The 23598-nt window shown below is 35.4% G+C and carries 25 protein-coding genes and 1 tRNA gene; 10 read left to right on the top strand and 16 right to left on the bottom strand.

Annotated elements, in window-relative coordinates; genetic code table 11:
- Window positions 1–7: 7 nt before the first annotated feature.
- Together A9G08_RS02360 and A9G08_RS11645 are read left to right on the top strand one after the other, a co-directional pair.
- Entirely contained in the window at window positions 8–1231 is a 1224-nt protein-coding gene (locus tag A9G08_RS02360; RefSeq protein ID WP_065562148.1) for an MFS transporter, read from the top strand.
- A 111-nt stretch (window positions 1232–1342) separates the two neighbouring features.
- Window positions 1343–1495 (top strand): hypothetical protein, encoded by a 153-nt coding sequence (locus tag A9G08_RS11645; protein ID WP_176701508.1) that lies wholly within the window; start codon window positions 1343–1345, stop codon window positions 1493–1495.
- Window positions 1496–1589: 94 nt separating this feature from the next.
- Here the strand turns inward: A9G08_RS11645 and A9G08_RS02355 are convergent, their stop codons facing one another.
- Entirely contained in the window at window positions 1590–1946 is a 357-nt protein-coding gene (locus tag A9G08_RS02355) for a tetratricopeptide repeat protein (RefSeq protein WP_065562147.1), read from the bottom strand.
- A gap of 544 nt (window positions 1947–2490) precedes the next feature.
- Window positions 2491–2578 (bottom strand) — tRNA-Ser (locus A9G08_RS02350).
- Between the two features lie 193 nt (window positions 2579–2771).
- On the opposite strand from A9G08_RS02350, the gene A9G08_RS02345 reads away from it, so the two are divergent.
- Genes A9G08_RS02345 through A9G08_RS02320 form a run of 6 tightly spaced genes read left to right on the top strand, consistent with a single transcriptional unit; the run spans window position 2772 to window position 6259 of the window.
- Window positions 2772–3089 carry a TusE/DsrC/DsvC family sulfur relay protein gene (locus A9G08_RS02345; protein ID WP_065562146.1) on the top strand — a complete coding sequence of 106 codons (318 nt, stop codon included), beginning with the start codon at window positions 2772–2774 and terminating at the stop codon, window positions 3087–3089.
- Window positions 3090–3110: 21 nt separating this feature from the next.
- The gene (gene ftsB, locus A9G08_RS02340) at window positions 3111–3404 is read left to right on the top strand and encodes a cell division protein FtsB (protein ID WP_065562145.1); all 294 of its coding nucleotides are present in this window, start codon (window positions 3111–3113) and stop codon (window positions 3402–3404) included.
- Complete coding sequence (ispD, locus tag A9G08_RS02335; RefSeq protein WP_442902901.1) at window positions 3401–4102, top strand: 2-C-methyl-D-erythritol 4-phosphate cytidylyltransferase; 702 nt, start codon at window positions 3401–3403, stop codon at window positions 4100–4102. The genes ftsB and ispD overlap by 4 nt, the downstream gene beginning before the upstream one ends.
- Before the next feature lie 12 nt (window positions 4103–4114).
- On the top strand, window positions 4115–4600 hold the full coding sequence (gene ispF, locus A9G08_RS02330) for a 2-C-methyl-D-erythritol 2,4-cyclodiphosphate synthase (protein ID WP_065562144.1): 486 nt from the start codon (window positions 4115–4117) through the stop codon (window positions 4598–4600).
- Between the two features lie 16 nt (window positions 4601–4616).
- A complete protein-coding gene (truD, locus tag A9G08_RS02325; RefSeq protein ID WP_065562143.1) occupies window positions 4617–5633 on the top strand; it encodes a tRNA pseudouridine(13) synthase TruD in 1017 nt (338 codons plus the stop codon).
- Entirely contained in the window at window positions 5633–6259 is a 627-nt protein-coding gene (locus tag A9G08_RS02320; protein ID WP_065562142.1) for a protein-L-isoaspartate(D-aspartate) O-methyltransferase, read from the top strand. The genes truD and A9G08_RS02320 overlap by 1 nt, the downstream gene beginning before the upstream one ends.
- Before the next feature lie 54 nt (window positions 6260–6313).
- Here the strand turns inward: A9G08_RS02320 and pnuC are convergent, their stop codons facing one another.
- Entirely contained in the window at window positions 6314–7018 is a 705-nt protein-coding gene (gene pnuC, locus A9G08_RS02315; RefSeq protein WP_065562141.1) for a nicotinamide riboside transporter PnuC, read from the bottom strand.
- Window positions 7011–8255 carry a multifunctional transcriptional regulator/nicotinamide-nucleotide adenylyltransferase/ribosylnicotinamide kinase NadR gene (gene nadR, locus A9G08_RS02310; RefSeq protein ID WP_065562140.1) on the bottom strand — a complete coding sequence of 415 codons (1245 nt, stop codon included), beginning with the start codon at window positions 8253–8255 and terminating at the stop codon, window positions 7011–7013. Before nadR ends, pnuC begins: the two co-directional genes overlap by 8 nt.
- Window positions 8256–8484: 229 nt before the next feature.
- Here nadR and A9G08_RS02305 point away from each other — a divergent pair, with 229 nt between their 5' ends.
- The gene (locus tag A9G08_RS02305; RefSeq protein ID WP_065562139.1) at window positions 8485–10059 is read left to right on the top strand and encodes a mucoidy inhibitor MuiA family protein; all 1575 of its coding nucleotides are present in this window, start codon (window positions 8485–8487) and stop codon (window positions 10057–10059) included.
- 24 nt (window positions 10060–10083) lie between these two features.
- Window positions 10084–11934, top strand: a complete 1851-nt coding sequence (recD, locus tag A9G08_RS02300) for an exodeoxyribonuclease V subunit alpha (RefSeq protein ID WP_065562138.1) — start codon at window positions 10084–10086, stop codon at window positions 11932–11934.
- 50 nt (window positions 11935–11984) lie between these two features.
- Here recD and A9G08_RS02295 read toward each other — a convergent pair whose 3' ends face one another.
- From A9G08_RS02295 to trxB, 12 genes are all read right to left on the bottom strand, one after another.
- A complete protein-coding gene (locus tag A9G08_RS02295) occupies window positions 11985–12710 on the bottom strand; it encodes an amino acid ABC transporter ATP-binding protein (protein WP_065562137.1) in 726 nt (241 codons plus the stop codon).
- A complete protein-coding gene (locus A9G08_RS02290; protein WP_065562136.1) occupies window positions 12707–13408 on the bottom strand; it encodes an ABC transporter permease subunit in 702 nt (233 codons plus the stop codon). Before A9G08_RS02290 ends, A9G08_RS02295 begins: the two co-directional genes overlap by 4 nt.
- 1 nt (window position 13409) lies before the next feature.
- A complete protein-coding gene (locus tag A9G08_RS02285) occupies window positions 13410–14144 on the bottom strand; it encodes an amino acid ABC transporter permease (protein ID WP_065562135.1) in 735 nt (244 codons plus the stop codon).
- 81 nt (window positions 14145–14225) lie between these two features.
- On the bottom strand, window positions 14226–15134 hold the full coding sequence (locus tag A9G08_RS02280; RefSeq protein WP_065562134.1) for a glutamate/aspartate ABC transporter substrate-binding protein: 909 nt from the start codon (window positions 15132–15134) through the stop codon (window positions 14226–14228).
- A gap of 226 nt (window positions 15135–15360) precedes the next feature.
- The gene (gene lnt / locus A9G08_RS02275) at window positions 15361–16878 is read right to left on the bottom strand and encodes an apolipoprotein N-acyltransferase (protein ID WP_176701507.1); all 1518 of its coding nucleotides are present in this window, start codon (window positions 16876–16878) and stop codon (window positions 15361–15363) included.
- Window positions 16879–16888: 10 nt separating this feature from the next.
- Window positions 16889–17755: a CNNM family magnesium/cobalt transport protein CorC gene (corC, locus tag A9G08_RS02270; RefSeq protein ID WP_065562132.1), complete on the bottom strand. Its 867-nt coding sequence runs from the start codon at window positions 17753–17755 to the stop codon at window positions 16889–16891.
- A gap of 77 nt (window positions 17756–17832) precedes the next feature.
- Entirely contained in the window at window positions 17833–18291 is a 459-nt protein-coding gene (gene ybeY, locus A9G08_RS02265) for an rRNA maturation RNase YbeY (protein ID WP_065562131.1), read from the bottom strand.
- 12 nt (window positions 18292–18303) lie between these two features.
- On the bottom strand, window positions 18304–18774 hold the full coding sequence (gene rlmH, locus A9G08_RS02260; protein WP_065562130.1) for a 23S rRNA (pseudouridine(1915)-N(3))-methyltransferase RlmH: 471 nt from the start codon (window positions 18772–18774) through the stop codon (window positions 18304–18306).
- Between the two features lie 4 nt (window positions 18775–18778).
- Window positions 18779–19096 (bottom strand): ribosome silencing factor, encoded by a 318-nt coding sequence (rsfS, locus tag A9G08_RS02255; protein ID WP_065734345.1) that lies wholly within the window; start codon window positions 19094–19096, stop codon window positions 18779–18781.
- A gap of 157 nt (window positions 19097–19253) precedes the next feature.
- A complete protein-coding gene (cydC, locus tag A9G08_RS02250) occupies window positions 19254–20879 on the bottom strand; it encodes a heme ABC transporter ATP-binding protein/permease CydC (RefSeq protein WP_065562128.1) in 1626 nt (541 codons plus the stop codon).
- Complete coding sequence (gene cydD / locus A9G08_RS02245) at window positions 20873–22606, bottom strand: heme ABC transporter permease/ATP-binding protein CydD (RefSeq protein ID WP_065562127.1); 1734 nt, start codon at window positions 22604–22606, stop codon at window positions 20873–20875. The genes cydC and cydD overlap by 7 nt, the downstream gene beginning before the upstream one ends.
- A complete protein-coding gene (gene trxB, locus A9G08_RS02240) occupies window positions 22597–23556 on the bottom strand; it encodes a thioredoxin-disulfide reductase (protein WP_065562126.1) in 960 nt (319 codons plus the stop codon). Before trxB ends, cydD begins: the two co-directional genes overlap by 10 nt.
- Between the last annotated feature and the right edge of the window lie 42 nt (window positions 23557–23598).

Genomic DNA, 23598 nt, shown 5'->3' with positions numbered 1-23598 from the left:
TATTAAAATGACCCATAAAAAGATCAAAAATCTCCCCAAACAGATTTGGTTTTTATTTTTTAGTTTATATTCTACGCAGTATATTGGCATAAGCTTTTTGTCAGTTGCCTTGATTTTAATTTTACGCAATAACGGTACTGCGCTAGATAAATTAAGCCTTATTCCACTCATGTCTTTGCCAATTGCCTTTAAGGTCTTATGGGCGCCGTTTATTGATAAATATTTAAAAACATCGTCAGGTCATTATCGGAACTGGCTGTTGATTGCACAGTTCTTGATGATATTGTGTTTATTTGCGATTGCTTTTATTGATCCTGTTAATGATTTTTCACTCGTTTTATTGGTTATTTTATTTTTTTCATTTATGACCGCCACGCAAGATTTGGCATTGTCAGGGTTAATCTGCAACATTTTTGAAGAGCATGAGCGATATCTTATTTCTAGTGTAAAAAGTGGCGGTTCTATGTTCGGCAATATTATCGGTGGTGGTGCTGTTTTGTTGCTATATCCTTACATAGACTGGAAGGGCTGTATGCTTTTGCTCTCTGCGATTTTAGCATGTACATGGGGGCAATTATGGTTTTTTTATGAGTATAAGTTTAGCAAGAACAGTCGTATTTCTGAGACTACTGACAAAAATTATTGGAAGAATATTGTTTCTGTCTGGAAAGGAAGAAAACTCTGGTGTGCTTTGCTGATTATTATCCCATTTGGCATTTTACCCTCTTATAATTTGATGTCTCCAGCACTGCTTGATAGTGGCTGGTCGTTACCTGACATTGCCATTTTGCTGAAATTATTTGGTTCAGTGATTAGTCTGGTAGCTATTTTTCTTGGTGCTCGGCTGCTCAAAAGATTGACCCGGAAACAAAGCTTATCGTTTTCTATTATATTCCATGCTTGCTGTTTATTATCATTTATTCCTATCTCGCTTGGCTATAATAGTGCCTTGCTAGTCTATTCTTCATTTTTCCTATATTTCGTTAGTTTGCCGTTTGTTTTTATATCTCTATCTACCATTACTATGGATAACGTTGCCAATAGCGTAGCACCTGCTACAGCCTACAATGCTCAAACGGCAATAGGCTTTGTCTTTGGTTTTATTGTTGTATCCTTAAGCTTTTATCTTGCTCAAACGTGGGGATATTTTGTCATAACCACTGGTTCTATTGCGATCGCTTTTTTTGCCGCATTTCTGGCAACCAGAGTCGTCCAAAATCAGTCCGATTAACATTAACTCTTTAGCTATAGAAGCGTTAAGTAACCTGGTGACAATATATCAACAACCATGCTGGTTGTTACATTCGATAACACTAATGATAGATTTGTTTTGGTAAAAACAATGGAAACAACAAATTATAATCATATTGCTAGCAACACATATTATGTTGTCATTTCAGCGCACGCAACATTTAGTGTTAGTATGCGCGAGAGCGATAAACATCATAAAACGAGCATTCCCGACATCATTACGCTTATGACATTAAAAAAATAAAAAAACCGCTTTAGTAGCGGTTTTCTATTATCTGGAAAAATTAAAATTATGGCAAAAATTTCGGGAGTTTTAACTGACGGTGCAGGTCAAGTTATTAATTAAACTTATTTAATTTTTTATAATAACCACATGCAATTACAAATTTTTGGTCACAAGATTTTTTAAACCATTCTTTTGCAATAGATAAATTTTTAGGTACTCCGTTGCCAAAATAATACATTACGCCTAAGTTGTGTTGAGCATATAAATTACCTTGCTCTGCGGATAATTTATAATAATTTATAGCCTTCTCATAATCTGTAATTGTACTGTTGACATCAGAATATATATTACCTAACTTATATTGAGCTTCTGCGTCTCCGTTGTTAGCTTTCTTAATTAACTCATCAATATCATAAGAATAAACATTAAACGAAAATAAGATAAAAAATATCGCTATTATTTTTTTCATGGTTGATCTCAATAATTAATAAGATGATTATTAAATCATATCCAGTTAAAAGATTCATCTTCAATCTTCAACTTAACATACTCTACGGCATCTTGATACGATTCAAAAATTCCGATTTTGTTTAATCCGTTATTCCGATAAAAGCACTACCAGTCATTGTGTATATCGAGAGAGGGAAAAATAAAATACGAATCATTTTCGCAATCGTAAATTGAATCGGTGTCTGGGCCGGTTAGTATATAAATTGTTTTTGTGTAGTTTATTGTGATCATGTTATGAAAGATTAGTTAGTTTTATTCATCATAACTAATATTTTTCTGGAGTGTGAATTGAAGTGAAAAGTTGGAAAGCGGATCGCAGAAATTTGCTAAAAATGGTATGAGTTTTACCCCAGCAAAAAAATTGATGATGATTTTCACTGTACGTAAAACAGGTATTTTAGGGAAAATAGATATATTCTAAGTTAATTCTAAGTGATATATTTTGGAAGAGAGTTATTTATTGAGTTTTGAATTGTAACTATTTGATTAATCTCTAGGAAAGATGGCGGAAGCGCAGAGATTCGAACTCTGGGAGGGTCGCCCCTCGCCGGTTTTCAAGACCGGTGCTTTCAACCGCTCAGCCACACTTCCGCAATGGCTGTGAATATTAAAGGAGACGGACTTATTTGTAAATAGCTAATTTAATATTTTTCATCAACTGCTCTAATTTTCGCCAAATTCGGGGCGATTTAGGTAAATTGATATGGTTTACTTACCAAAATTAGTGTTGGAATCTTATTATTTGAGTATAATACACCGCAAATATCAAACCATGTTTTGAAAAATGTTAAATCAAATAGAAACCGATGAAAAAGGCTATTTAAAGAATTGGCAGGATTGGTCTGTTGATTTGGTGCCTGAATTAGCTATTAAAGAGTCTATTGAATTAACTGATGCTCACTGGGAAGTCATTTTATTCGTTCGTGATTTTTATTTAGAATATAAAACATCACCAGCAATCCGTGCGTTAGTTAAAGCAATGGAGAAAAAATTTGGTCCAGAAAAAGGTAATAGTCGCTATTTATATAAATTATTTCCTGACGGACCAGCTAAACAAGCAACTAAACTTGCAGGCTTACCTAAACCTGTGAAATGTATTTAAGTTAAGAGAACAATTATACTCATGATTAGATGGAAACTCCCATTTATATTACTTCTTGTATTAGGGTATTTGCAGTACTCATTATGGTATGGTAAAAATAATTTTTATGATTACCAAGAAAATGTGCAAATGCTTGAAAACCTACATCAAGAGAATGATAAGTTAAAAGCTCGCAACGAACAGATGTTTGCTGAAGTTGAAGATTTACAAAAAGGTTATGAAGCAATTGAAGAACGAGCTCGAAGTCATTTGGGTATGGTTAAACCTAATGAGTATTTTTATCGAATAATTATTGATTCCAACTCACAACAATAAGGTATTACGTGGCAAATAATAGTGATATTATCGCAATCGTTCCTGCCGCAGGAATTGGTTGTCGCATGGATAGTCAATTACCTAAACAATATTTAAAAATTGGTCCAATGACCATTTTAGAACACACCCTACAAAAATTATTAACCCACCCTAAAATCAGTCAAGTAGTAGTGGTGATAAACCAAGAAGATAAGCTTTTTAAAACACTTGATGTCGCATCAAAAGTTAAAGTGACTTATGGTGGTGAAACTCGTGCTGACTCTGTTTTAGCTGGCTTAAACTTAGTTGCTGAAAATCAATGGGCATTAGTCCATGATGCCGCAAGGCCTTGTGTTACTCATGAAGATATCACTAAATTAATAAATCGAGTCTTACATGAAAACAAAGGCGGAATATTAGCAACCCCACTCAGTGATACGATCAAGCAAGCTTATACAGATGATCCAAATATCATTAACCACTCTGTGGATCGTACATATTTATGGGGAGCTGCTACACCTCAGTTGTTCAATGCAGCTGAACTTAAAGCATGTTTGAGTAAGGCTTTAAATAATCATGTCGCCATCACTGATGAAGCATCAGCGATAGAGTATTGTGGTGGTCATCCATTATTAATTGAGTGTCGTCGAGATAATATAAAAATTACTCGCCCAGAAGATTTAAGCTTGGCTACGTTTTATTTAACTAATCAAATTTAATATAGGTAGATTATGCGAATAGGTCATGGATTTGATGTACACAAATTTGGTGGGGAAGGACCAATTATCCTAGGTGGAGTTTCCATTCCTTATCAATATGGACTTATTGCTCATTCTGATGGTGATGTCGTTTTACATGCTATCACTGACGCTTTAATTGGCGCATTAGCTTTGGGCGATATTGGTAAACTATTTCCTGATAATGATCCCAAATACAAAAATATAAACAGCCGATTGTTATTACAAGAAGTTTACCAAATTGTTCAATCTAAAGGTTATGAATTAGTTAATTTAGATACAACTATTATTGCCCAAGAACCTAAAATGAGACCTCATGTAGATCAAATGCGCGTTAATATTGCTGAAGATTTGAATGTACATTTTGACCAAATTAGTGTTAAAGCAACCACCACCGAGCAACTAGGTTTTACAGGCCGTAAAGAAGGGATAGCTTGTGAGGCAGTAGTACTATTAGCAAAAAAAACAAATACAAAATAAACGATAGGCAAAATAAGTGTTAGCAGAACTTAATTATTTTTATGGTAAACCGACAACTCATGGTTTATATAAACAGCAATTTGAAGATTTCATTGTTATTGAAGAGCTTGGTTTTGAGCTTACTGGTGAAGGTGAACATGTTTTAGTTTATCTTGAAAAGAAAGATTGCAATACGGTCTTTGTCGCCGAACAATTAGCTAAATATGTCGGTATTTCAGCTAGAAATGTCAGTTATGCTGGCCTTAAAGACCGTCAAGCAGTTACCCAGCAATGGTTTAGCTTACATATGCCAGGTAAAGAAACACCTGATTTTTCAAAATTTGATTTAACGGGCTGTCGAATATTGCAGATTACTCGTCATAATAAAAAATTAAAAATAGGGGCTTTAAAAGGTAATCGCTTTAAAATTATTTTAAGAAACTTAACCGATAATATTGAGCCTAAATTAAACACAATTAAACAATATGGTGTCCCTAATTATTTTGGTGAGCAAAGATTTGGACGAGATCAAAATAACATAACCCAAGCAATAAAATGGGCAACTGGCGAAATTTCAGTTAAAGATCGTAAAAAAAGAGGTTTTTATCTTTCTGCTGCTCGTAGTGCTATTTTCAATGATATTGTCAGTCAAAGAATTAAACAAAATATTCAGCAAACGGTGCTCGATGGTGATATATTACAACTATCTAAAAGTAATAGTTGGTTTTTGTCTAAAACTGATGAATTATCACTTTTACAACAACGTTTGCAAAATGGCGAAATTAATATTACTGCACCAATGGTTGGTGATTCGCCACTGGGCACAACATCAGTTGCATTAGAATTTGAAACAAATTGTTTAAAACATTGGTCTTGCTTTGAGGAATTATTCAAGAAAGAACGAATGGAAACAATCAGGCGCTCAATATTATTGCGCCCCGAGCAACTTGAATGGCAATGGATAGGCGAAAATGATATTGAAATCAATTTCTACTTACCTTCTGGTTGCTATGCTACAAGTGTTTTACGCGAATTGATAATTGGAAATGAGTAATGCAAAATTCAAAAATGCAGGCTATGATTAATTTATTGCGCCAGCAGGGAATAAAAGATGATCGTGTTTTAGATGCTATAGCTTCAATACCGCGTGAAAATTTTGTTGATGAAGCGCTTTCTCATCAAGCTTATGATGACCGATCATTACCAATAGGTAGCGGTCAAACCATTTCTCAGCCATATATCGTTGCCAAAATGACTGAATTACTAAGGTTAACTCCGACAGCCAAAGTGCTTGAAATTGGTACAGGTTCAGGATATCAAACCGCAGTACTAGCCAAGCTGGTTGATCATGTCTGCTCAGTAGAAAGAATAAAAAGTTTACAATGGAATACAAAACGGCGATTAAAGCAACTTGATATTCATAACATCTCAACTCGTCATGGTAATGGTTGGCAAGGTTGGCCTGAACGAGGTCCATTTGACGGCATAATCGTTACTGCCGCAGCATCAGAAGTTCCTCAAAGCCTTCTAGAACAGCTTGCTGACAAAGGGCGCTTAGTTTTACCTGTTGGTAAAAACAAACAAACGTTACAATTAATTGAGCGTGATGGAGACAATTTTATAACTACAAATATTGGGGAAGTAAAATTTGTACCGCTTGTTGATGGGGATGTTGAATAAATCGCAAAAAATAGAAAATAATCAATTATTTTCTATTTTTTGATTGAATGTTCTCTATAATTTATTTTCTTTTGCTTTTTCTTCTGAAAGCTTCCATTCACTAATACCGTATAATGCATTAAATAGGTAAATTAAATATTGAGTTGCAATAACAATATTGTCAGTATAAATATTCAAACCGATCACTAATACATTTAACAATACCCACAAATACCAATTGAAGGCGTACCTCATCATTAATAATAGTTGCGCAACTACACCTAAGCCAAATATAAAGCAATTTGTAATGAGTTGATATGAAGTATTGCTCGCACCGATTTCGTTAGTTAAATAGATATTAAAAAATGCTGCAACAATTAAAAATATCAACGCATATAAAAATGCACTTTCATTTAAGGAACGAACTTTAACATTTTTATTCTGATCGAGATTTTTTTGCCAAGTAAATAATCCATAAATATGTGAACCAAAATAGTAAAAAGTAGGTAAGCCTGCCCCAATATTGCCACCAAGAAAATTGGCACAACACTCAGCTACTACAGCAAGCATTCCCAGCACATTTCCTAAGTTTTTTCGTTTAGCTAATAAAATGACACACAATAATCCCAAAAATGCACCAGCATACGATACGGCATAGCGTAAATTGAAATTATTAAATGGATCAGTATACAAAAATGCAAGGGTGACGCAGATAATACAAAATAGTGGATAAAACTTGTTTCGTCCAATAGCGATGATAACATCTCTTAAATTATTCATAATTAATACTCTTATCATTAATAAGTTGATTGACTAATTCAATACAGCGTAAATAACGTTCATCATAGTCAGATGAGTCGATTTGAACATAGCTGATATGGTTCTTTTTCAATAATGAGATTAGTAGTTGCTGAAAATCTTTCCGTTGTTTTGGACTTCCTAAACTACGTAAGCCATCAGCAACCCAAGGTGTGTTATTACCTAATAAAATAACCAAATCAAAGCGATAGTTGTTGATCATGGCTTGTAAAAATGGATGCTCTTTACCTTCATACTTTTTGCAAAATGCTTGCGTGGTAATAAAATCAGTATCAATGAACGACACTTTATTCGCATGTTTGATAGCAAAATCGATATATTGTGCATGTCCTAATGCAATTTTATCGTAATCAGCATATTGCAATGCTCGTTCATCGCCACCAAGTTGAGAAAACACATAATCACGACCATATTCCCAAGCGCTAGTGGTATTAAACATATTGGCTAACTTATTAACTAATGTTGATTTACCACTCGATTCACCACCAAGAATAGCAACAGTTCGTACAAAAAACGGTCTAACTTCAGTTGGAATATATTGCCAATTTTTTAAAGGCGCTTGACGAATTTGTGTACCACTAACTTGCATAAATCGGCGGGTAGGATCAATAAGCACAGTATCTAAATCGAATAAATCTTTATACATCGCTACATCTTGTGGTTCACTCGAATAAACGCAACTAGGATTGATGCCTTTTTCCTTGAATAACTTTTTAACGCGATCGCTCCACTCATTCCAACCATTTGGATATGAAGGAATACCGTCTTCTTCTAACAGTTCAATATGGATATTTTTTTGATATTTAAACGTTTGTAATAACCAACGAATCCTATCGTTAATTGTTGGTTGGCGTGACATTGCGCTTTCTTTAAATAGTGCCATATCTCGCATCGTATCGGAACAAAGAATCACATAAAGTTCGTCAACTTGGCTAATCGCTCTTTGAATAAGATAAATATGTCCGGTATGTAATGGATAAAACTTACCAAAAATGACACCTACCTTTTTATGTTTACTGTTGGGATCAATTTGCAAATAACGGTGTAGTGATTGTAATTTTTGAGCACTAGGATTTTTGATTTTATCATTAATTAATTGGCTCAAATAACCTTTGGTCATTTGGCAGGCATCAGCAACTGTCTGTAACGATAAATTTTTGCGTTTTATGGCAGTTTTCAAATAACTAAAACCATTCATATCGCCTCCTTACCTTTTGTTTTTTATCTGGAACCAAATTTACATCATTTTTAATAAATGTTCAATATATTAAACGAATAAAATAATTTTATCTAATTAATTTAAATCTAATAGTAATTAAATATAAAATAGGGGATACTTTTATAATCTTAAAAAATGGGCAATCTTCATTTTAAGTAAAATCTATAATTTAATAAATAAAATCAGATTGATATAAGGAAATAATTCAATGAAAAAAATTGCATTAGCAATTGCATTAATTTCAGGTAGTGCTTTGGCAGATAATAACGTTAAATTAAATAAAGTGACATTATTTATTCAGGGAGCAGAATTACAAGGTCAGTCAACTGTTTCATTAACTAAAGGTGAAAGTGAAATAGTATTAACAGGTATTGCTAATGATGTTAAACCAAATACAATCAATGTAGGTTTTGGTAATAATAGTGACGTCCGAGTATTATCTACATCATTTAGTGATAACTATCTGGCTAATATTCGTAACGGCGAAGATACTCTATTAACTGTTAAAAAAATGAATAAGTTACATGAAGATCGCGATACATTAGAAATCGAACTCAAAGCTGTTAATGAACAAATTATGCTTTTACAAGGTAACCGTTTAGATACTTTAGCTAAAAAGGGACCTGATGACTTAACAGCAATGAAAAATGTATTAGATTTTGTGAAAACCAATTTGACCACTGCGTTAAATGAACAAAATCGATTACAAAAAGAAGTTGATGAGTTAGACAGGCAGATAAGCGAATATGAAAAACAACTAGATGAAAATCAGACTAGCAATGGAAAATTACACAATGCCGTTATAGTCAAAGTTGCTTCTGACAAAGATATAACGCTACCTATCACGCTTTCATATATCACAACTAAAGCAGGTTGGGAACCAGCTTATGATGTGCGAGTAGCGGATATCAATTCGCCACTCCAATTAACATATAAAGCAGAAATCCACCAAAACACGGGTTTAGATTGGCAAGATGTTGATTTTAGTTTATCAACATCTAATCCGAGCAAAGATATTACTCCACCAGATTTTAATCCATGGTACATTGACGTTTATGAAAAAAGCGGTTTATTTTTTTCCAGCTCTGAAAAACAAGAGTACTATGAACGTGACGTCAAATCGCAATTTGTTAATCCTAGTCAAATTGGCAATGTTAATACATTAGGTATCAATACCCATTTTGATATCAAATTACCTTATACAATCAAAAACGATAGTAAAAGTAACATAATCACATTACAAACTAAAGATGTTAAAGCAAATTACCAATATGTTTCAATGCCTAAATTTGATAGTAGCGTATACTTACTAGCGCAAATAAATGATTGGGATAAGCTGAATTTATTATCAGGAAAAGCCAATATCTTTTTCAGTGGTGATTTTATGGGGGAAACTATCATTTCAACCAAAAATACCAAAGGCTCATTGGATTTTTCATTAGGGCGTGATAAAAATATCTTAGTTTCTCGAAATCGTAATATAAAAGAGACCTCGACGCCTACACTATTTGGTAATGATGTTTCAGAAAAATATGCTTATACTATTGAGGTCAAAAATACCAAAGCGTTGCCAATAAATATTATGGTGAAGGATCAACTACCTGTTATCTTAAATAAAACGGTAACACTTAATGATGCCAAATATGACGGCGCAAAATATGACAAACAAACCGGATTATTAACGTGGCAATTCACCTTAAACCCAAGTGAAAGTAAAAACCTTAATCTAAGTTTTAAAATCACTTATCCAGATGGTAAAGAACGAGATATATATGGTTTATAAACCGAATAAAACAAAGAATAAAGTATGTTAATTACGTGGTTAGAACAATTTAAGCAAAATAGTCAGATCAGTTTATTAGATCTTCATTTGGCTCAATTTTTGGTTAATAAAATTGATTGTGAAGATGAAGTCATTGCTAAACGTTTTGCTTTTTTAGTTTTATCCTTAAGTATGGAAGTAAGAGCAGGGCACGTGTGCCTTGATCTTACTCGATTAGAAAATATTGAGCCACAAATCTGGTCAGAACTTAATTCACCGACGAATAACGATTGGGTTAATGTACTTAAGTTAGCGTCTAATAAACATGTTGTCAGTTTTGGTGAACAACTCGCACCTTTAGTTTTTATTGAAAACAAACTCTATTTTCAACGCATGTGGTTAGATGAACGTTTTGTTGCGCAATATTTCAATCAAACTCAATTGGATATTACGTCGAGCATCGACTTAAAAAAAATACTCGACCAACTCTTTACTCACAACAGCGCAAGTATTGACTGGCAAAAAATTGCTGTTGCTGTTGCATTAACACGAAAAGTTGCCATCATCTCTGGTGGGCCGGGAACAGGTAAAACAACTACTGTAGCTAAAATTCTAGCTGGAATCGTATTAAACAACCCAGCAACACGAATCGTAGCCGCTGCACCAACCGGCAAAGCTGCATCACGATTAACTGAATCATTAGGGCGAGCAATTGAACAGCTATCTTTTGAATCATTAAATATTAAAACCGAAGCGGTAACACTTCATCGACTATTGGGGGCAAAAACTGATAATCGCTCGTTTAGTTATAATAAGAACAACCAATTACATATCGATGTTCTTGTAATTGATGAAGCTTCAATGGTTGATCTCAACATGATGGCAAGAATTATTGAAGCCTTACCAACTTCTGCCCGATTAATTTTATTAGGTGACAAAGACCAACTTTCATCGGTTGAGGCTGGAGCGGTCTTTGGAGACTTATGTCACTTTATTTCAAATGGGTATAGCCAATCAAGAGCCGATGAGCTAAGTAAGTTAACTGGCTATACCATCCCAATCACGGATCAACCTGTAACAACAATCGCTGATAGCATCTGTTTACTGAAAAAAAGTTATCGATTTAACGAATCGTCCGGTATTGGATTGTTAGCAAATGCAGTAAAAGAAGGGCAGTATCATAATGTTAAAAAGCTACTTGCTGATAATACATTACAAGATGTTAGTTATTATGAACTTTCATCAAATCAAATCTACCAAGTTCTATTGGAAGACTGTGTTGAACACTATAAAGATTACTTGAATGCCATTAGACATCACGCCAATAATGATATCGCTACAGTTTTAGCTAAATTCGCTCAATGCCGTTTATTATGTGCTGTGCGTGAAGGAAAATTTGGCGTAGAAGGATTAAATAAACAAATTGAACTACTACTAGCCAAACATAAATTGATTAAATTAAATCAACGTGAACAATGGTATATCGGTCGACCAGTTATGATTTTACGTAACAGCACATCGTTAGGTTTATACAACGGTGATATAGGAATTACACTAACAGCTGAACATGATACTTCAAAATTGCGAGTCTATTTTCCATTTTCGGATGGAGTCATTAAAGGTTTTTCACCTTATCGACTACCTGAACATGAAACAGCCTATGCAATGACAATACACAAATCACAAGGTTCTGAATTTGATCATGTAAATATAATACTACCCACTGAATTCTCACCGTTACTTAATCGCTCTCTACTCTATACGGCAATCACTAGGGCGAAAAAGTCCGTATCCATTTACGCTGATGCCAAAATATTAGAGCGCGTGGTTAAAAGTCAAATACATCGGGAAAGTGGATTAGTTGAGCAAATAGCAAATTATTCGCAAAAGAATTAAAGAAAAGATTAAGCAAGCACCAACTAATAATAGCTGGTGCTTTTTATATATTAATGGATGATCTTCGCTAAAAAGTCTTTAGCACGATCAGATTGTGGATTAGTAAAGAACTGTTCTTTAGAAGTATCTTCAATGATCTCACCGGCATCCATAAAAATAACGCGATGCGCAACTTTGCGAGCAAAGCCCATTTCATGGGTCACAACCATCATTGTCATCCCTTCATAGGCTAATTCAACCATAACGTCTAACACTTCGTTAACCATTTCTGGATCAAGTGCGGAAGTTGGTTCATCAAATAACATAACAATTGGATCCATACAAAGTGCACGAGCAATCGCAACACGTTGTTGTTGCCCACCAGAAAGTTGAGCAGGGAATTTATCGGCATGTGCTAACAAACCCACACGATCTAAAAGAGAAAGGGCTTTTTCACGTGCTTCTTCATTTGATCGGCCAAGCACTTTAACTTGAGCTAGTGTCAGATTCTTCAAAATTGTCAGATGTGGGAAAAGCTCAAAATGCTGAAACACCATACCCACTTTAGAACGTAGTTTTGCTAAATTAGTCGATGGATCAGTAATCTCAGTACCATCAATCGTAATTTTACCTTTCTGAATAGGCTCTAAGCCATTAACGGTTTTAATTAATGTTGATTTACCAGAACCTGATGGTCCACAGACAACAACAACTTCGCCTTTACCTACTTTAGTAGTACAGTTTTTTAATACTTGAAATTTTCCGTACCATTTTGATACATTTTCTAAGGAGATCATCTACTTATCCCTTTCTTGAAATAATTAACTAAACGAGAAGCAGTATAACAAATTATAAAGTAACTTATTGCTGCAAAAATAATCATTGAATACTTAACTGTGCCACCTTGAACGACACCAATTTGTGTCACACTTGCACCAAATAAATCAATTAAACTCATCACATAAACTAAAGATGTATCTTGGAACAAGATAATACCTTGAGTTAATAACAATGGTACCATTGATCTAAATGCTTGCGGTAATATTATCAAACGCATTGCCTGGCCTTTAGTCATACCTAACGCATAAGCGGCATGATACTGACCTTTAGCAACGGCATTAATACCAGCTCGGATGATTTCTGAATAATAGGCTGCTTCAAATAAAGCAAACGCAATCATTGCTGAAACAACCCTAACATCAGCATATGGTGGCAAATTAAATACATGCTTAATAACTTGTGGTAATGCTAAATAGAACCATAACAACACTAATAGTAATGGAATGGAACGGAATAAATTGACATAACATTTAGCAAAAATATTTAAAATTTTATTATTTGATAAACGCATTAAAGCTAGCACAGTTCCCCAAATAATACCGAATACAACAGCGGTAAAGGTGATCTTAGTTGTTAGCCATAATCCAGATAACAATAAATGATAATTGTTTAAAACCAATGAAGGTATATCTGCAATCCAACTTAAAATTTGCATATTAACCTCCATGATTCATATTAGGTAAGCGTGTATGTTTTTCAACAAAACGCATAATCGTTAACACAGCATAGTTTATCAACATAAACGCAATGGTAACGCCACATAATATTTCAATAATACTATTAGTTGCATCATTAATACGATCGATTTGACCGATCAAATCAATAAGCCCAATGGTCGAAGCCACTGATGAGTTTTTAATGATGTTGGTCATTTCAGATGTTAATGGTGGAATAATACGACGATAAGCATTAGGTAATAAAACATACATATAAGCTTGTCGATTGGTTAAACCAAGCGCAATTGCCGCATATCGTTGACCTTTAGGTAAAGTTTGAATACCTGTTCTAACTTGTTCCGCAATACGAGCAGAAGTAAACAAGCCTAAAGCGATTGCCGCAGTAATAAATGCGCTGACATTAGGCGAAATGCCAGAAATAAACCATGTTTTTAAGCTACCAGATAAAATTTCTGGAAAAAGCATATACCATAAAAACATCTGAACAAGTAATGGGATATTACGGAAAAGCTGGATATAACCGGCAGCAAAGCTATTTAGAAATTTATTTTCTAACGTTCTGCAAATCCCTACTAGTGATCCTAGTATGAATGCAATAATCCAAGCTGTTACTGCTAATGAAACGGTAACGATAATACCGTCAAAAAGCCAGTTTAAGTAAATTCCATCACCATAAGGGGTGGATTCAAAAAATAGTGTCCAATTGAAACTCATAATATATTTATTTCACTAAATTAGATTATGTACTAAATGCAAAAACATTTAGTACATTGGATTAGAAAGATATGAAAAGTATTAATCTAATGCTTTATCATTTGGATTTGCAAAAAGCTCAACCATTTTAGGTGAAATTTCAAGAGCCATATTCGCACCTTTAGGTGGAACTGGTTGAGTAAACCATTTGTTATAAGACTCTAATGCTTTACCAGATTTTTGTGCATCAGCAATAGCTTTATCCATCAATTGTTTAAATTGGGTATCGCCTTTTCTTAACATACAACCATAGGATTCGTAAGATAATGGCTCGCCAACAATTTTCCATTCAGCTGGATTGATAGCGCGTGAACGTTCACCAGCTAAAAGTGCATCATCCATTAAAAATGCAGCAGCACGGCCTGTTTCAAGGGCATTAAATGCATCACCATGATCTTTAGGCGTAATAATACGAATACCTAAATTATCTTTATTATTAATTTGATTTAATCGGACTTCAGAGGTAGTACCGGCAGTAGTTACCACATTTTTACCTTTTAAATCTTCGATACTATTAATATTGCTGTCTGCTTTCACTAAGAATCGAGTACCAACAATAAAAATGCTATCAGAAAAGCTTACTGTCTTTTGGCGCTCAAGATTGTTAGTAGTTGAACCGCATTCAAAATCATAAGTATAGTTATTAAGTAATTGAATACGCGTTTTAGAAGTAACCGGTAAATATTTAACTTTAAGATCCGGCATATTCAACTCTTTTTTAACTGCATCGACAATTAAATTAGAATAATCTTGTGAATAGCCAATAACTTCTTGTTTTTCACCATAGTAGGAAAATGGAATAGAAGATTCACGATGACCAACAACAATCACACCACTATCTTTAATTTTGGCTAATGTACCACTTAATTCTTCAGCAACAGCGGCACCACTCATTAGTCCAAGCATTGCTAATGATAACACTAATTTGGTTAATTTTGTCTTTTTGTTCATACTCATCTCCTACTGTTTAATTTGTATCATATTAAATAAATTTAATATTTTTACAAAGGGCGTATATTATAACTTATTTTTCATCATAAAAGTACTTTTTACTGTATATTTATCGATTAAAAGGACAAGCTACAACCTAGGTTTATCTAGATTTTCACAAAAATTTAACTCAGACAATTTTTTGAATTTCAATAATATACAAGCAATATTTATGCCAGAAAATTGATTATCGACGTTTTTTTACAAAAACCAAAATAAATAGCAAAGAAAGAATAAGATAATAAGCTAGATCGCCAAATCTAGCATAAGGAGTCAAACCAACAGTTGGAGATAACGTATAATTTAAAACATTGGTTTGAAATTGCGGTAACTGCTCAATAATATAACCATGATGGTCAATAATTGCTGTAATGCCGGTATTGGTACTACGAATCATTGGTCGACCAAACTCTAACGCTCTAGCTTGCGCCATTTGCAAATGTTGTTTTGGCCCAATACTATCACCAAACCAAGCATCATTTGAAACGGTCAATAAAAAATCTGTATCAGGTGCAAAATTCTTCCACATCAAATTCGATAAAATCACCTCATAACAAATTGCAGTAGTAAACTTAAATCCCTTCATTGTAAGCTGAGGTTGCTTTTCTGCTCCCTCTTGCATTGACGACATAGGAATATCAAGGAGATCGGCAATAGGATCTAATAAAAATCTAAAAGGGGTAAATTCGCCAAAAGGCACCAAATGATGTTTTTGATATCGATTAGCATTAGGATATTGATATGGCGTATTTTCGCCTAAAACCAGTAACGTATTGTAAATATCTGGATTTGCATCATTATCTCCGATACGATAATCAATAATACCGACTGCAATTTCACTACCATTTGCTCGGGCTTCATTATCTAAAAACTGTAAATAAGGTTGCTGATTTATCTCGTAATCAGTAACACTGGCTTCTGACCAAATAATAATTTTATCTTTACCGAAATTCTTTTCGGTTAATGAAGCGTAGGTTTGTAAAGTGTTATCTAACTGCTCTCTGCTCCAACGTAGTGATTGTAAAATATTTCCTTGAATTAAGCTGAAATTAGCTGTCCGGGAATGATCAATGGTTGTCCAATTAATTGAATTGAGTGAAACTGGTGCAAAAATGATCGCAAATAGTGCGACAATTGCACCAAATGTGTGCTTTATAAAGGCTGATTGCTTGAAATGGTACAAATAATAAACACCCAATCCACAGCATATAGTAAAGAGTAACGTTACCCCATTAATTCCAACGATCGGGAAATAATTTCGTAAAGGGCTATCAAGTTGACTATAACCTAATTCTAACCAAGCGAATCCTGTTAAAATATAGCCTCGCAAAAATTCGGTAACTTGCCACAAAATTGGTGCCAGTAAAACCAATTGTTTCATTGAACACTTAGTTGCAAAACGGTCACAGGCTCTCAATAACCAAGCAAATAGCATTGGATAGAGCGCTAAATAGCTAACTAACAGCCCCAAAATAATAATCGCAACTGACGTTGGCACTTCGCCATATTGTTTAATACTGATATAAACCCAGTGAACACCAGCTAAAAAGTAGCCAACACCCCAACTAAAGCCAACTAGCATAGCTTGCTTTTTTGTTTTATCAGCAACTAACCATAAAAGCCCAGCAAAAGACACAAAGGCAATTGGCCAAAAATGGAAGGGCGCGTAACTAAATACGGCAATGGCGCCTAAAAAAAGGCTCAATAGAATTTGCTTAAGCATTTTGCTCTAAATTAGGAACAACTGCATCTTCAGGGATTGTGACATGCAATTGAATAATTCGTCTACGGTCAACAATGGTTACCTTAAATTGATAGCCATCAATAGTAATCGTCTCCCCACGAATTGGTAAACGCCCAAAATGTTGCATCACCAAACCGCCGATAGTATCCATCTCCTCATCACTAAATGAGGTGCCAAAGATCTCATTAAAATCTTCGACTGGCGTAAGGGCACGAACGGAGTACACAGTTGGTGATAAACGACGAATATCTCGATCTTCAACCTCATCGTATTCATCCTCAATATCGCCAACAATAAGTTCTAAAATATCCTCGATAGTCACTAAACCTGAAACGCCACCAAACTCATCAATGGCCATCGCCATATGATAGCGCTGCATACGAAACTCTTTTAACATATGATCAACGCGTTTACTTTCAGGAACAACAACAGTCGGTCTAAGGATCTTCTTCAAGTCAAAATCATTAACACCTTGTCGAATATAAATAAGTAAATCCTTAGCTAAAAGTACTCCCTCAATATGGTCTCTATCTTCACTAATAACCGGGTAGCGTGAATGACCGTGTTCAGAAATAATATCTAAACATTCATCAAGGGAAAAATTATCTTTGATTGTTACAATTTGAGAGCGGGGGATCATGATATCGCGAACGCGCTGATCAGCTATATCCATTACACCTTCGATCATATCAAGGGTATCTGGATCAATAAGTTCGTTTTCTTCAGCTTCACGAATCACTTCAATCAGTTCATCTTTATCTTTTGGTTCTGAATTGAATAATTGACTTAACCATAATGTAAACCCTTTTTTGGGTCTCCGGTGATTATCATCACTCATTTGCTCTCTTCCTTTCATATATCAAATGTATTTTGAGTTATAATTTTATATTAAACAGACTATTAAGAATTAGTCACCTAATCAATTAATAAATAAGGATTATCAAATCCTAACTGTGCCATTATATCGATTTCGATATTTTCCATTTCTTCGGCTTCTTCGTCAAGAATATGATCATATCCTAATAAATGCAAACAGCCATGCACAATCATATGCGCCCAATGTGACGTTAACGACTTATGTTGCTCAATTGCTTCAGCTTCAACCACTTGCTTACAAATCACTAAATCGCCAAGTAATGGCACATCAATTTCAACCGGCGATTCAAACGGAAACGACAAAACATTGGTTGGCTTATCTTTATTGCGATAAGTATGATTAAGGTGTTGACTCTCTTCCTTATCGACAATCCGAATAGTGATTTCAGCATTCTCCACAAACTGCGGTAAAATTACCTCTAACCACTGCATAATTTGTTGCTCACTTGGCAGATTATCTTGCTGCTCGGTGGCAATTTGCAAATCTAAAATATTCATTTAAATACCAACCTATTCACGATGATAAGGATGATTAGCCGTTAAACTCCAAGCACGGTAAAGGCTTTCAGACACAATCACTCTAACTAGTGGATGGGGTAGCGTTAAAGGTGATAGCGACCAACTTTGCTCAGCAGCAGCCTTACAAGCGGGAGACAGCCCCTCAGGTCCACCAATTAACAAACTAACATCACGCCCATCAGTCTTCCAACGTTCTAACTGCTTAGCTAAATCATGTGTCGTATAAGGCTTACCAGGAATATCGAGTGTTACAATGCGATTACCTTTACCACAAGAGGCCAGCATCTGCTCACCTTCTTTATCTAAAATACGCGCAATATCGGCATTTTTAGTCCGTTTTCCTGCGGGGATTTCAATGAGTTCTAAAGGCATATCTTTGGGGAAGCGAGATTGGTAATCATCAAAAGCAGTAGCCACCCAATTTGGCATTTTGTTGCCGACAGCAATAAGCTGTATTTTCACGTGACTAACTCCAAAGTTTCTCGAGTTCGTATAATTGTCGACTCTCTTCTTGCATTATATGAACAATCACAGAATCCATATCAACCACGACCCAATCCGCATCATTTTGGCCTTCACTGCCTAATACCACATGTCCTTGCTTTTTAGCTTCATCAAGCAGATGCCCAGCAATTGACGAAACATGACGATTTGAAGTTCCAGTACAAATAATCATATAGTCAGTTATACTTGACTTACCACGCACATCAAGGGTAACAATATCCTTGCCTTTTAAATCATCAATTTTATCAATAATAAAGTCTTGTAGTGATTGTTGCAAAATATACTCTCTACTAAAATACATAAAGCGCTAGTATAGCATATTTTTTCAAAATCGCCTTGAAATTAGCACCTCTCAATCAATGCATATCAAAAAATGTGAGGAGCGCACTTTTTTAAGTAAAAAAAGTTGAGGAGCGGGGTTTTTGACACCCAAAATCTTACAATTCAACCACCTGATCAAACATGGGACTATCCGTTAATCTATGCGTAACCATCAATAACGTTTTATCGTAGTTTTTGAACAGTTGAATAATCTGCTGTTCAGTTTGATGATCAAGACTTTCGGTTGGTTCATCCATTAACACTAATGGTGAGTTATGCAGTAAAGCCCTAGCAATGCCGATTCGCCGAATTTCTCCACCAGATAATGATCGGCCACCTTGCCCTAATGGCAAATCTAATCCCTGCTCGGTTGAGAGCAATTTGGAAAGCCCAACTTGATGTAAAATATCGATTAACTGTTGATCAGAAGCGTTTGGATTACCGATTAACAAATTTTGTCTAAGCGAGTCACTAAAAATCGTAATCACTTGAGGAACCACTGCAATCGCTTGACGTAAAGTCGGCTCGTCAAGTTGATTAATCGGAATATCATTGATAAAGATATTACCTGAAGTGGGTTCCCACGCACGCGTGACTAAATTAAGTAATGTGGATTTGCCACAACCGGTTTTACCAATTAAGCCAATATGTTTACCGGCTTCAACTGTTAATGAAAAATGACTTAAAACTGCAAAAGGTTGATTTGGGTAGCTAAAGCAAACATCTTCAAACCGCAGTTTTGCGGTAGTCAAATCTATCGATCTGCCTTGCTCGACAAACTGGATATCTGGTGTTTGATCAAATAAAGCGGTTGTTCGTTTTGCGGACGCCAATACTTGCCCTAAAAAAATAAATGCGGTCGGGATTGGTGCTAAAATTTCACTACTAGCAAGGCAGATAAACACAAATAAGGCAACTAAAGGCGATAATGTATATTGAGTGATAAGCCAAAGCACTAACAAAGTCAAAAAACCAGCAATTAATACCACAAGCGCGCTCGAGAGAGCCATTAAGGTAGACTGCTTTTGTTGATGATAAAGCCAGTCTGATTCAAGTTTGTCGAGTTTTGAACGATAACGATCTTGCGCATTAAATAAAGTCAGTTCAGCTTGGCCTTGTAGATAATTAACCAACAATGCGCGATACTCACTTTGCTGTTTAGCCAGTATTTCGCCTAATTGTTTACCTGCATAATAAAAGATCACCGGTATAGCAAGTAGAGTAGTAGTTAGTACCATGCTGATAATTAATGCAATAGGAAAGTTGATATAACTTAATCCGACAAACAAGAGCACAATAATTACCAGTGCCGTTACAATAGGTGAAAAGAGTTTTAGATAGAGATGATCAAGGGCATCAATATCCACAATAAAACGATTAAGCAGATCGGCTTTTTGATATTGGGATAACTGGTTAGCGCTTAAAGGAAGGATCTTTTTAAATGCTAATGTTCTTAAATACGCTAATATTTTAAAGGTGGTATTGTGATCAACCAAGCGCTCAGCATAACGGGATGCCGTTCGCATAATGGCAGCAGCCCTTACGCCCGCAGCAGGTAACATATAATTAAACGTATATAAACCCGCCACACCGACTACCGCGGTTGAAGCTAAAAACCATCCAGATAAAGAAAGTAAAAAAACACTGGCAAATAAGGTAAGAATAGCTAAACCTAATCCAATAACAATTTGCCAAAAGTAGTGCTTATAAAGTGCAATATAGGGACGTAATAGCGCTAGCATAAGCTCTCCTTGATGGCGTTAAGTTGACCTTTCGACAATTTCCATACTTGATCAAATTCATGCATATCATCATGTTGATGGGTGATAGTGATACTATTTGTCGCAATATCATAGGGTGCCAACTGCTGAACTGTCTGCTTATCTAAACTTGCGGTCGGTTCATCAAGTATCAGTAATTGGCAAGGTTTCAGCATTGCTCTAGCAAGGGCGACGCGCTGGGCTTGTCCGACTGATAATCTAACCGCATCTTCACCAACTTGAGTATCGACGCCTTCTGGTAAATGGGCGATAACATCAGATAATTGCGCTTTTGCTATAACTTCGTCAATTTCATTGGCGCTAGCCATTGGTTTACCAAGTAGAATATTTTCACGAATCGAACCATTAATCAAATAAGGATTTTGCCCAATCCAACTGATTTGATGTTGCCAACTCACTAAATCAAGCTGATTAAATTCAATACCATTAATTTTTAGCGAACCTTGATAAGGTAAAAAGCCAAGCAAAACTTGCATAATAGAACTTTTACCTTCACCACTAGTACCAATTAACGCTAATTTAAATGGTGCTTGCAATGAAAAGCTAAGCGGACCAACAATAGGCATACCTTCGTGAGATAACACGATAAGATCTTTCGCTTCAATTGTTTTTAAAACTTTTATTTCGGAAGGAATGGTTGATGATGATTGATTAGACTCGTTTTTTTTCTCAACGCTATCAAGTGGCAATTTTTTATTTAAAAAAGTTTCAATATTATCAGCTGCAGCAATGGCTTCGGCTTTGGCATGATAATAGACCCCCAAATCACGTAGTGGTTGAAAATATTCAGGTGCTAAAATTAAGGCAAAAAAACCAGCAAATAACGTGACTGTGCCATTATAAGCACCAAAATCAAACTCCCCTAAATACGAAAAACCAAAATAGACCGCCACAATTGCAATCGAAATCGACGTAAAAAATTCCAAAACCGCTGATGACAAAAACGCCATCTTTAACACTTGCATCGTTTTAATTCGAAAATCTTCAGACGCCTTGGCAATTTGCTCGGTTTGCTGTTTGCCTTGATTAAATAAGCGAATAGTACTCAGCCCTTTAAGGCGATCTAAAAAGTGCCCACTTAAATAAGAGAGTGCTTTAAAATGACGACGATTAATATCCGCGGCTCCCATTCCTACTAAAATCATAAAAATAGGGATTAGCGGAGCAGTACAAAGCAAAATCACGGCTGCGGCCCAGTTAAAAGGGAAAATAGCAATACAAATTAATATCGGCACCATACTTGCCAGGCGCATTTGCGGTAAATATCGAGCAAAAAAATCATGCAAATTATCGACCTGCTCAATAACTAAAGTACTCCAAGCTCCTGTAGTACTTTGACTTAAATATGCAGGACCAAACAATTCAAACTGATCGATAATTTTTTGCCGAATTTGTTGTCGGATTTTTTGGCCTAAAGCAAAGTTAATCTTTTCACGAAAGTAAATAAGCAAGCCACGTGCCAATAAGATGACAATTAAAGATAAAAAATAGGGAAAAACAGAGGAAAAAGGAGTCTGATCGATGATCAACTTCTGCAAAATAATCGCCAATAAAGCCGCTTGGCCGATCATTAACAGACTCAACAAAAAACCGAATAAAACGGAAGCACGCAAATCAGGCTTATGCATTTTTGTGTGCTGTTTTAACCAGCTAAGTAAATATGTTTGACGTTTTTTATCTAGTGACATTTTAATTTATCTAAATAATGTTCAGCATCTAACGCAGCCATACAGCCTGTTCCTGCCGAGGTAATGGCTTGTCGATAAATATGATCCATCACATCGCCTGCAGCAAAAATTCCTTCTACGCTAGTTTGAGTTGCATTACCTTCAGTACCTGATTTCACCTTGATATAACCATTATCAAGTTCAAGTTGGCCTTCAAAAATTGCAGTATTGGGTTTATGACCAATAGCAATAAATACCCCCATTACTGATAACTCTTCGGTTAGATCAGAATCGATAGTACTTCGTAATCTTACACCCGTTACGCCCATATTATCGCCAAGAATTTCATCGACGATTTGATGAGTATGCAAAATGACTTTACCTTCTTGCACTTTTTCAGCTAAACGATTCATTAAGATTTTTTCAGCCCTAAAACTATCGCGACGGTGGATTAAATGGACTTCACTGGCAATATTAGCCAAATAAAGGGTCTCTTCAATAGCAGTATTACCGCCACCGACAACCGCCACTTTCTGATTACGATAAAAGAAACCGTCACATGTAGCACAGGCTGACACACCTTTGCTTTTAAAGGCTTCTTCAGAAGGCAATCCAAGATATTGTGCGCTGGCACCAGTTGCAATGATTAACGCATCACAACTATACTCCGTATCGCTACCAAATAGTTTGAATGGCTTTTGGCTAAAATCAACGCTATCGATATGGTCGATAATAATTTCGGTATCAAATCGTTCGGCATGTTGTTGCATTTTCACCATAAGTTCAGGACCCGTTAATTCTGGATTTGCCGCTGGCCAGTTTTCGATCTCGGTCGTGGTGGTTAGCTGTCCACCTTGCTGAGTGCCAGTTATTAATACTGGAGAAAGATTTGCTCGCGCAGCATAAACCGCTGCGGTATAGCCAGCAGGGCCTGACCCTAAAATTAATAAACGGGCATGTTTGGTATTCATTTTGTATCCTTCCTATTATTCTGGCTAAATAAAATATGATTA

Origin of the sequence: Gilliamella sp. wkB195 (genome assembly GCF_001690445.1) — a bacterium.
Classification (GTDB): Bacteria; Pseudomonadota; Gammaproteobacteria; order Enterobacterales; family Orbaceae; genus Gilliamella; species Gilliamella apicola_E.
The sequence above is the reverse complement of the archived record's forward strand: the minus strand, read 5'-3'. Positions and strand labels throughout refer to the sequence as shown.

What these genes read in the sequence shown, in the direction of transcription:
- A9G08_RS02360 (WP_065562148.1), top strand. Translation starts at nt 8, where the DNA reads ATGACCCATAAAAAGATCAAAAATCTCCCCAAACAGATTTGGTTTTTA.
- A9G08_RS11645 (WP_176701508.1), top strand. Translation starts at nt 1,343, where the DNA reads ATGGAAACAACAAATTATAATCATATTGCTAGCAACACATATTATGTT.
- A9G08_RS02355 (WP_065562147.1), bottom strand. Translation starts at nt 1,946, where the DNA reads ATGAAAAAAATAATAGCGATATTTTTTATCTTATTTTCGTTTAATGTT.
- A9G08_RS02345 (WP_065562146.1), top strand. Translation starts at nt 2,772, where the DNA reads ATGTTAAATCAAATAGAAACCGATGAAAAAGGCTATTTAAAGAATTGG.
- ftsB (WP_065562145.1), top strand. Translation starts at nt 3,111, where the DNA reads ATGATTAGATGGAAACTCCCATTTATATTACTTCTTGTATTAGGGTAT.
- ispF (WP_065562144.1), top strand. Translation starts at nt 4,115, where the DNA reads ATGCGAATAGGTCATGGATTTGATGTACACAAATTTGGTGGGGAAGGA.
- A9G08_RS02320 (WP_065562142.1), top strand. Translation starts at nt 5,633, where the DNA reads ATGCAAAATTCAAAAATGCAGGCTATGATTAATTTATTGCGCCAGCAG.
- pnuC (WP_065562141.1), bottom strand. Translation starts at nt 7,018, where the DNA reads ATGAATAATTTAAGAGATGTTATCATCGCTATTGGACGAAACAAGTTT.
- nadR (WP_065562140.1), bottom strand. Translation starts at nt 8,255, where the DNA reads ATGAATGGTTTTAGTTATTTGAAAACTGCCATAAAACGCAAAAATTTA.
- A9G08_RS02305 (WP_065562139.1), top strand. Translation starts at nt 8,485, where the DNA reads ATGAAAAAAATTGCATTAGCAATTGCATTAATTTCAGGTAGTGCTTTG.
- recD (WP_065562138.1), top strand. Translation starts at nt 10,084, where the DNA reads ATGTTAATTACGTGGTTAGAACAATTTAAGCAAAATAGTCAGATCAGT.
- A9G08_RS02295 (WP_065562137.1), bottom strand. Translation starts at nt 12,710, where the DNA reads ATGATCTCCTTAGAAAATGTATCAAAATGGTACGGAAAATTTCAAGTA.
- A9G08_RS02290 (WP_065562136.1), bottom strand. Translation starts at nt 13,408, where the DNA reads ATGCAAATTTTAAGTTGGATTGCAGATATACCTTCATTGGTTTTAAAC.
- A9G08_RS02285 (WP_065562135.1), bottom strand. Translation starts at nt 14,144, where the DNA reads ATGAGTTTCAATTGGACACTATTTTTTGAATCCACCCCTTATGGTGAT.
- A9G08_RS02280 (WP_065562134.1), bottom strand. Translation starts at nt 15,134, where the DNA reads ATGAACAAAAAGACAAAATTAACCAAATTAGTGTTATCATTAGCAATG.
- corC (WP_065562132.1), bottom strand. Translation starts at nt 17,755, where the DNA reads ATGAGTGATGATAATCACCGGAGACCCAAAAAAGGGTTTACATTATGG.
- ybeY (WP_065562131.1), bottom strand. Translation starts at nt 18,291, where the DNA reads ATGAATATTTTAGATTTGCAAATTGCCACCGAGCAGCAAGATAATCTG.
- cydC (WP_065562128.1), bottom strand. Translation starts at nt 20,879, where the DNA reads ATGCTAGCGCTATTACGTCCCTATATTGCACTTTATAAGCACTACTTT.
- cydD (WP_065562127.1), bottom strand. Translation starts at nt 22,606, where the DNA reads ATGTCACTAGATAAAAAACGTCAAACATATTTACTTAGCTGGTTAAAA.
- trxB (WP_065562126.1), bottom strand. Translation starts at nt 23,556, where the DNA reads ATGAATACCAAACATGCCCGTTTATTAATTTTAGGGTCAGGCCCTGCT.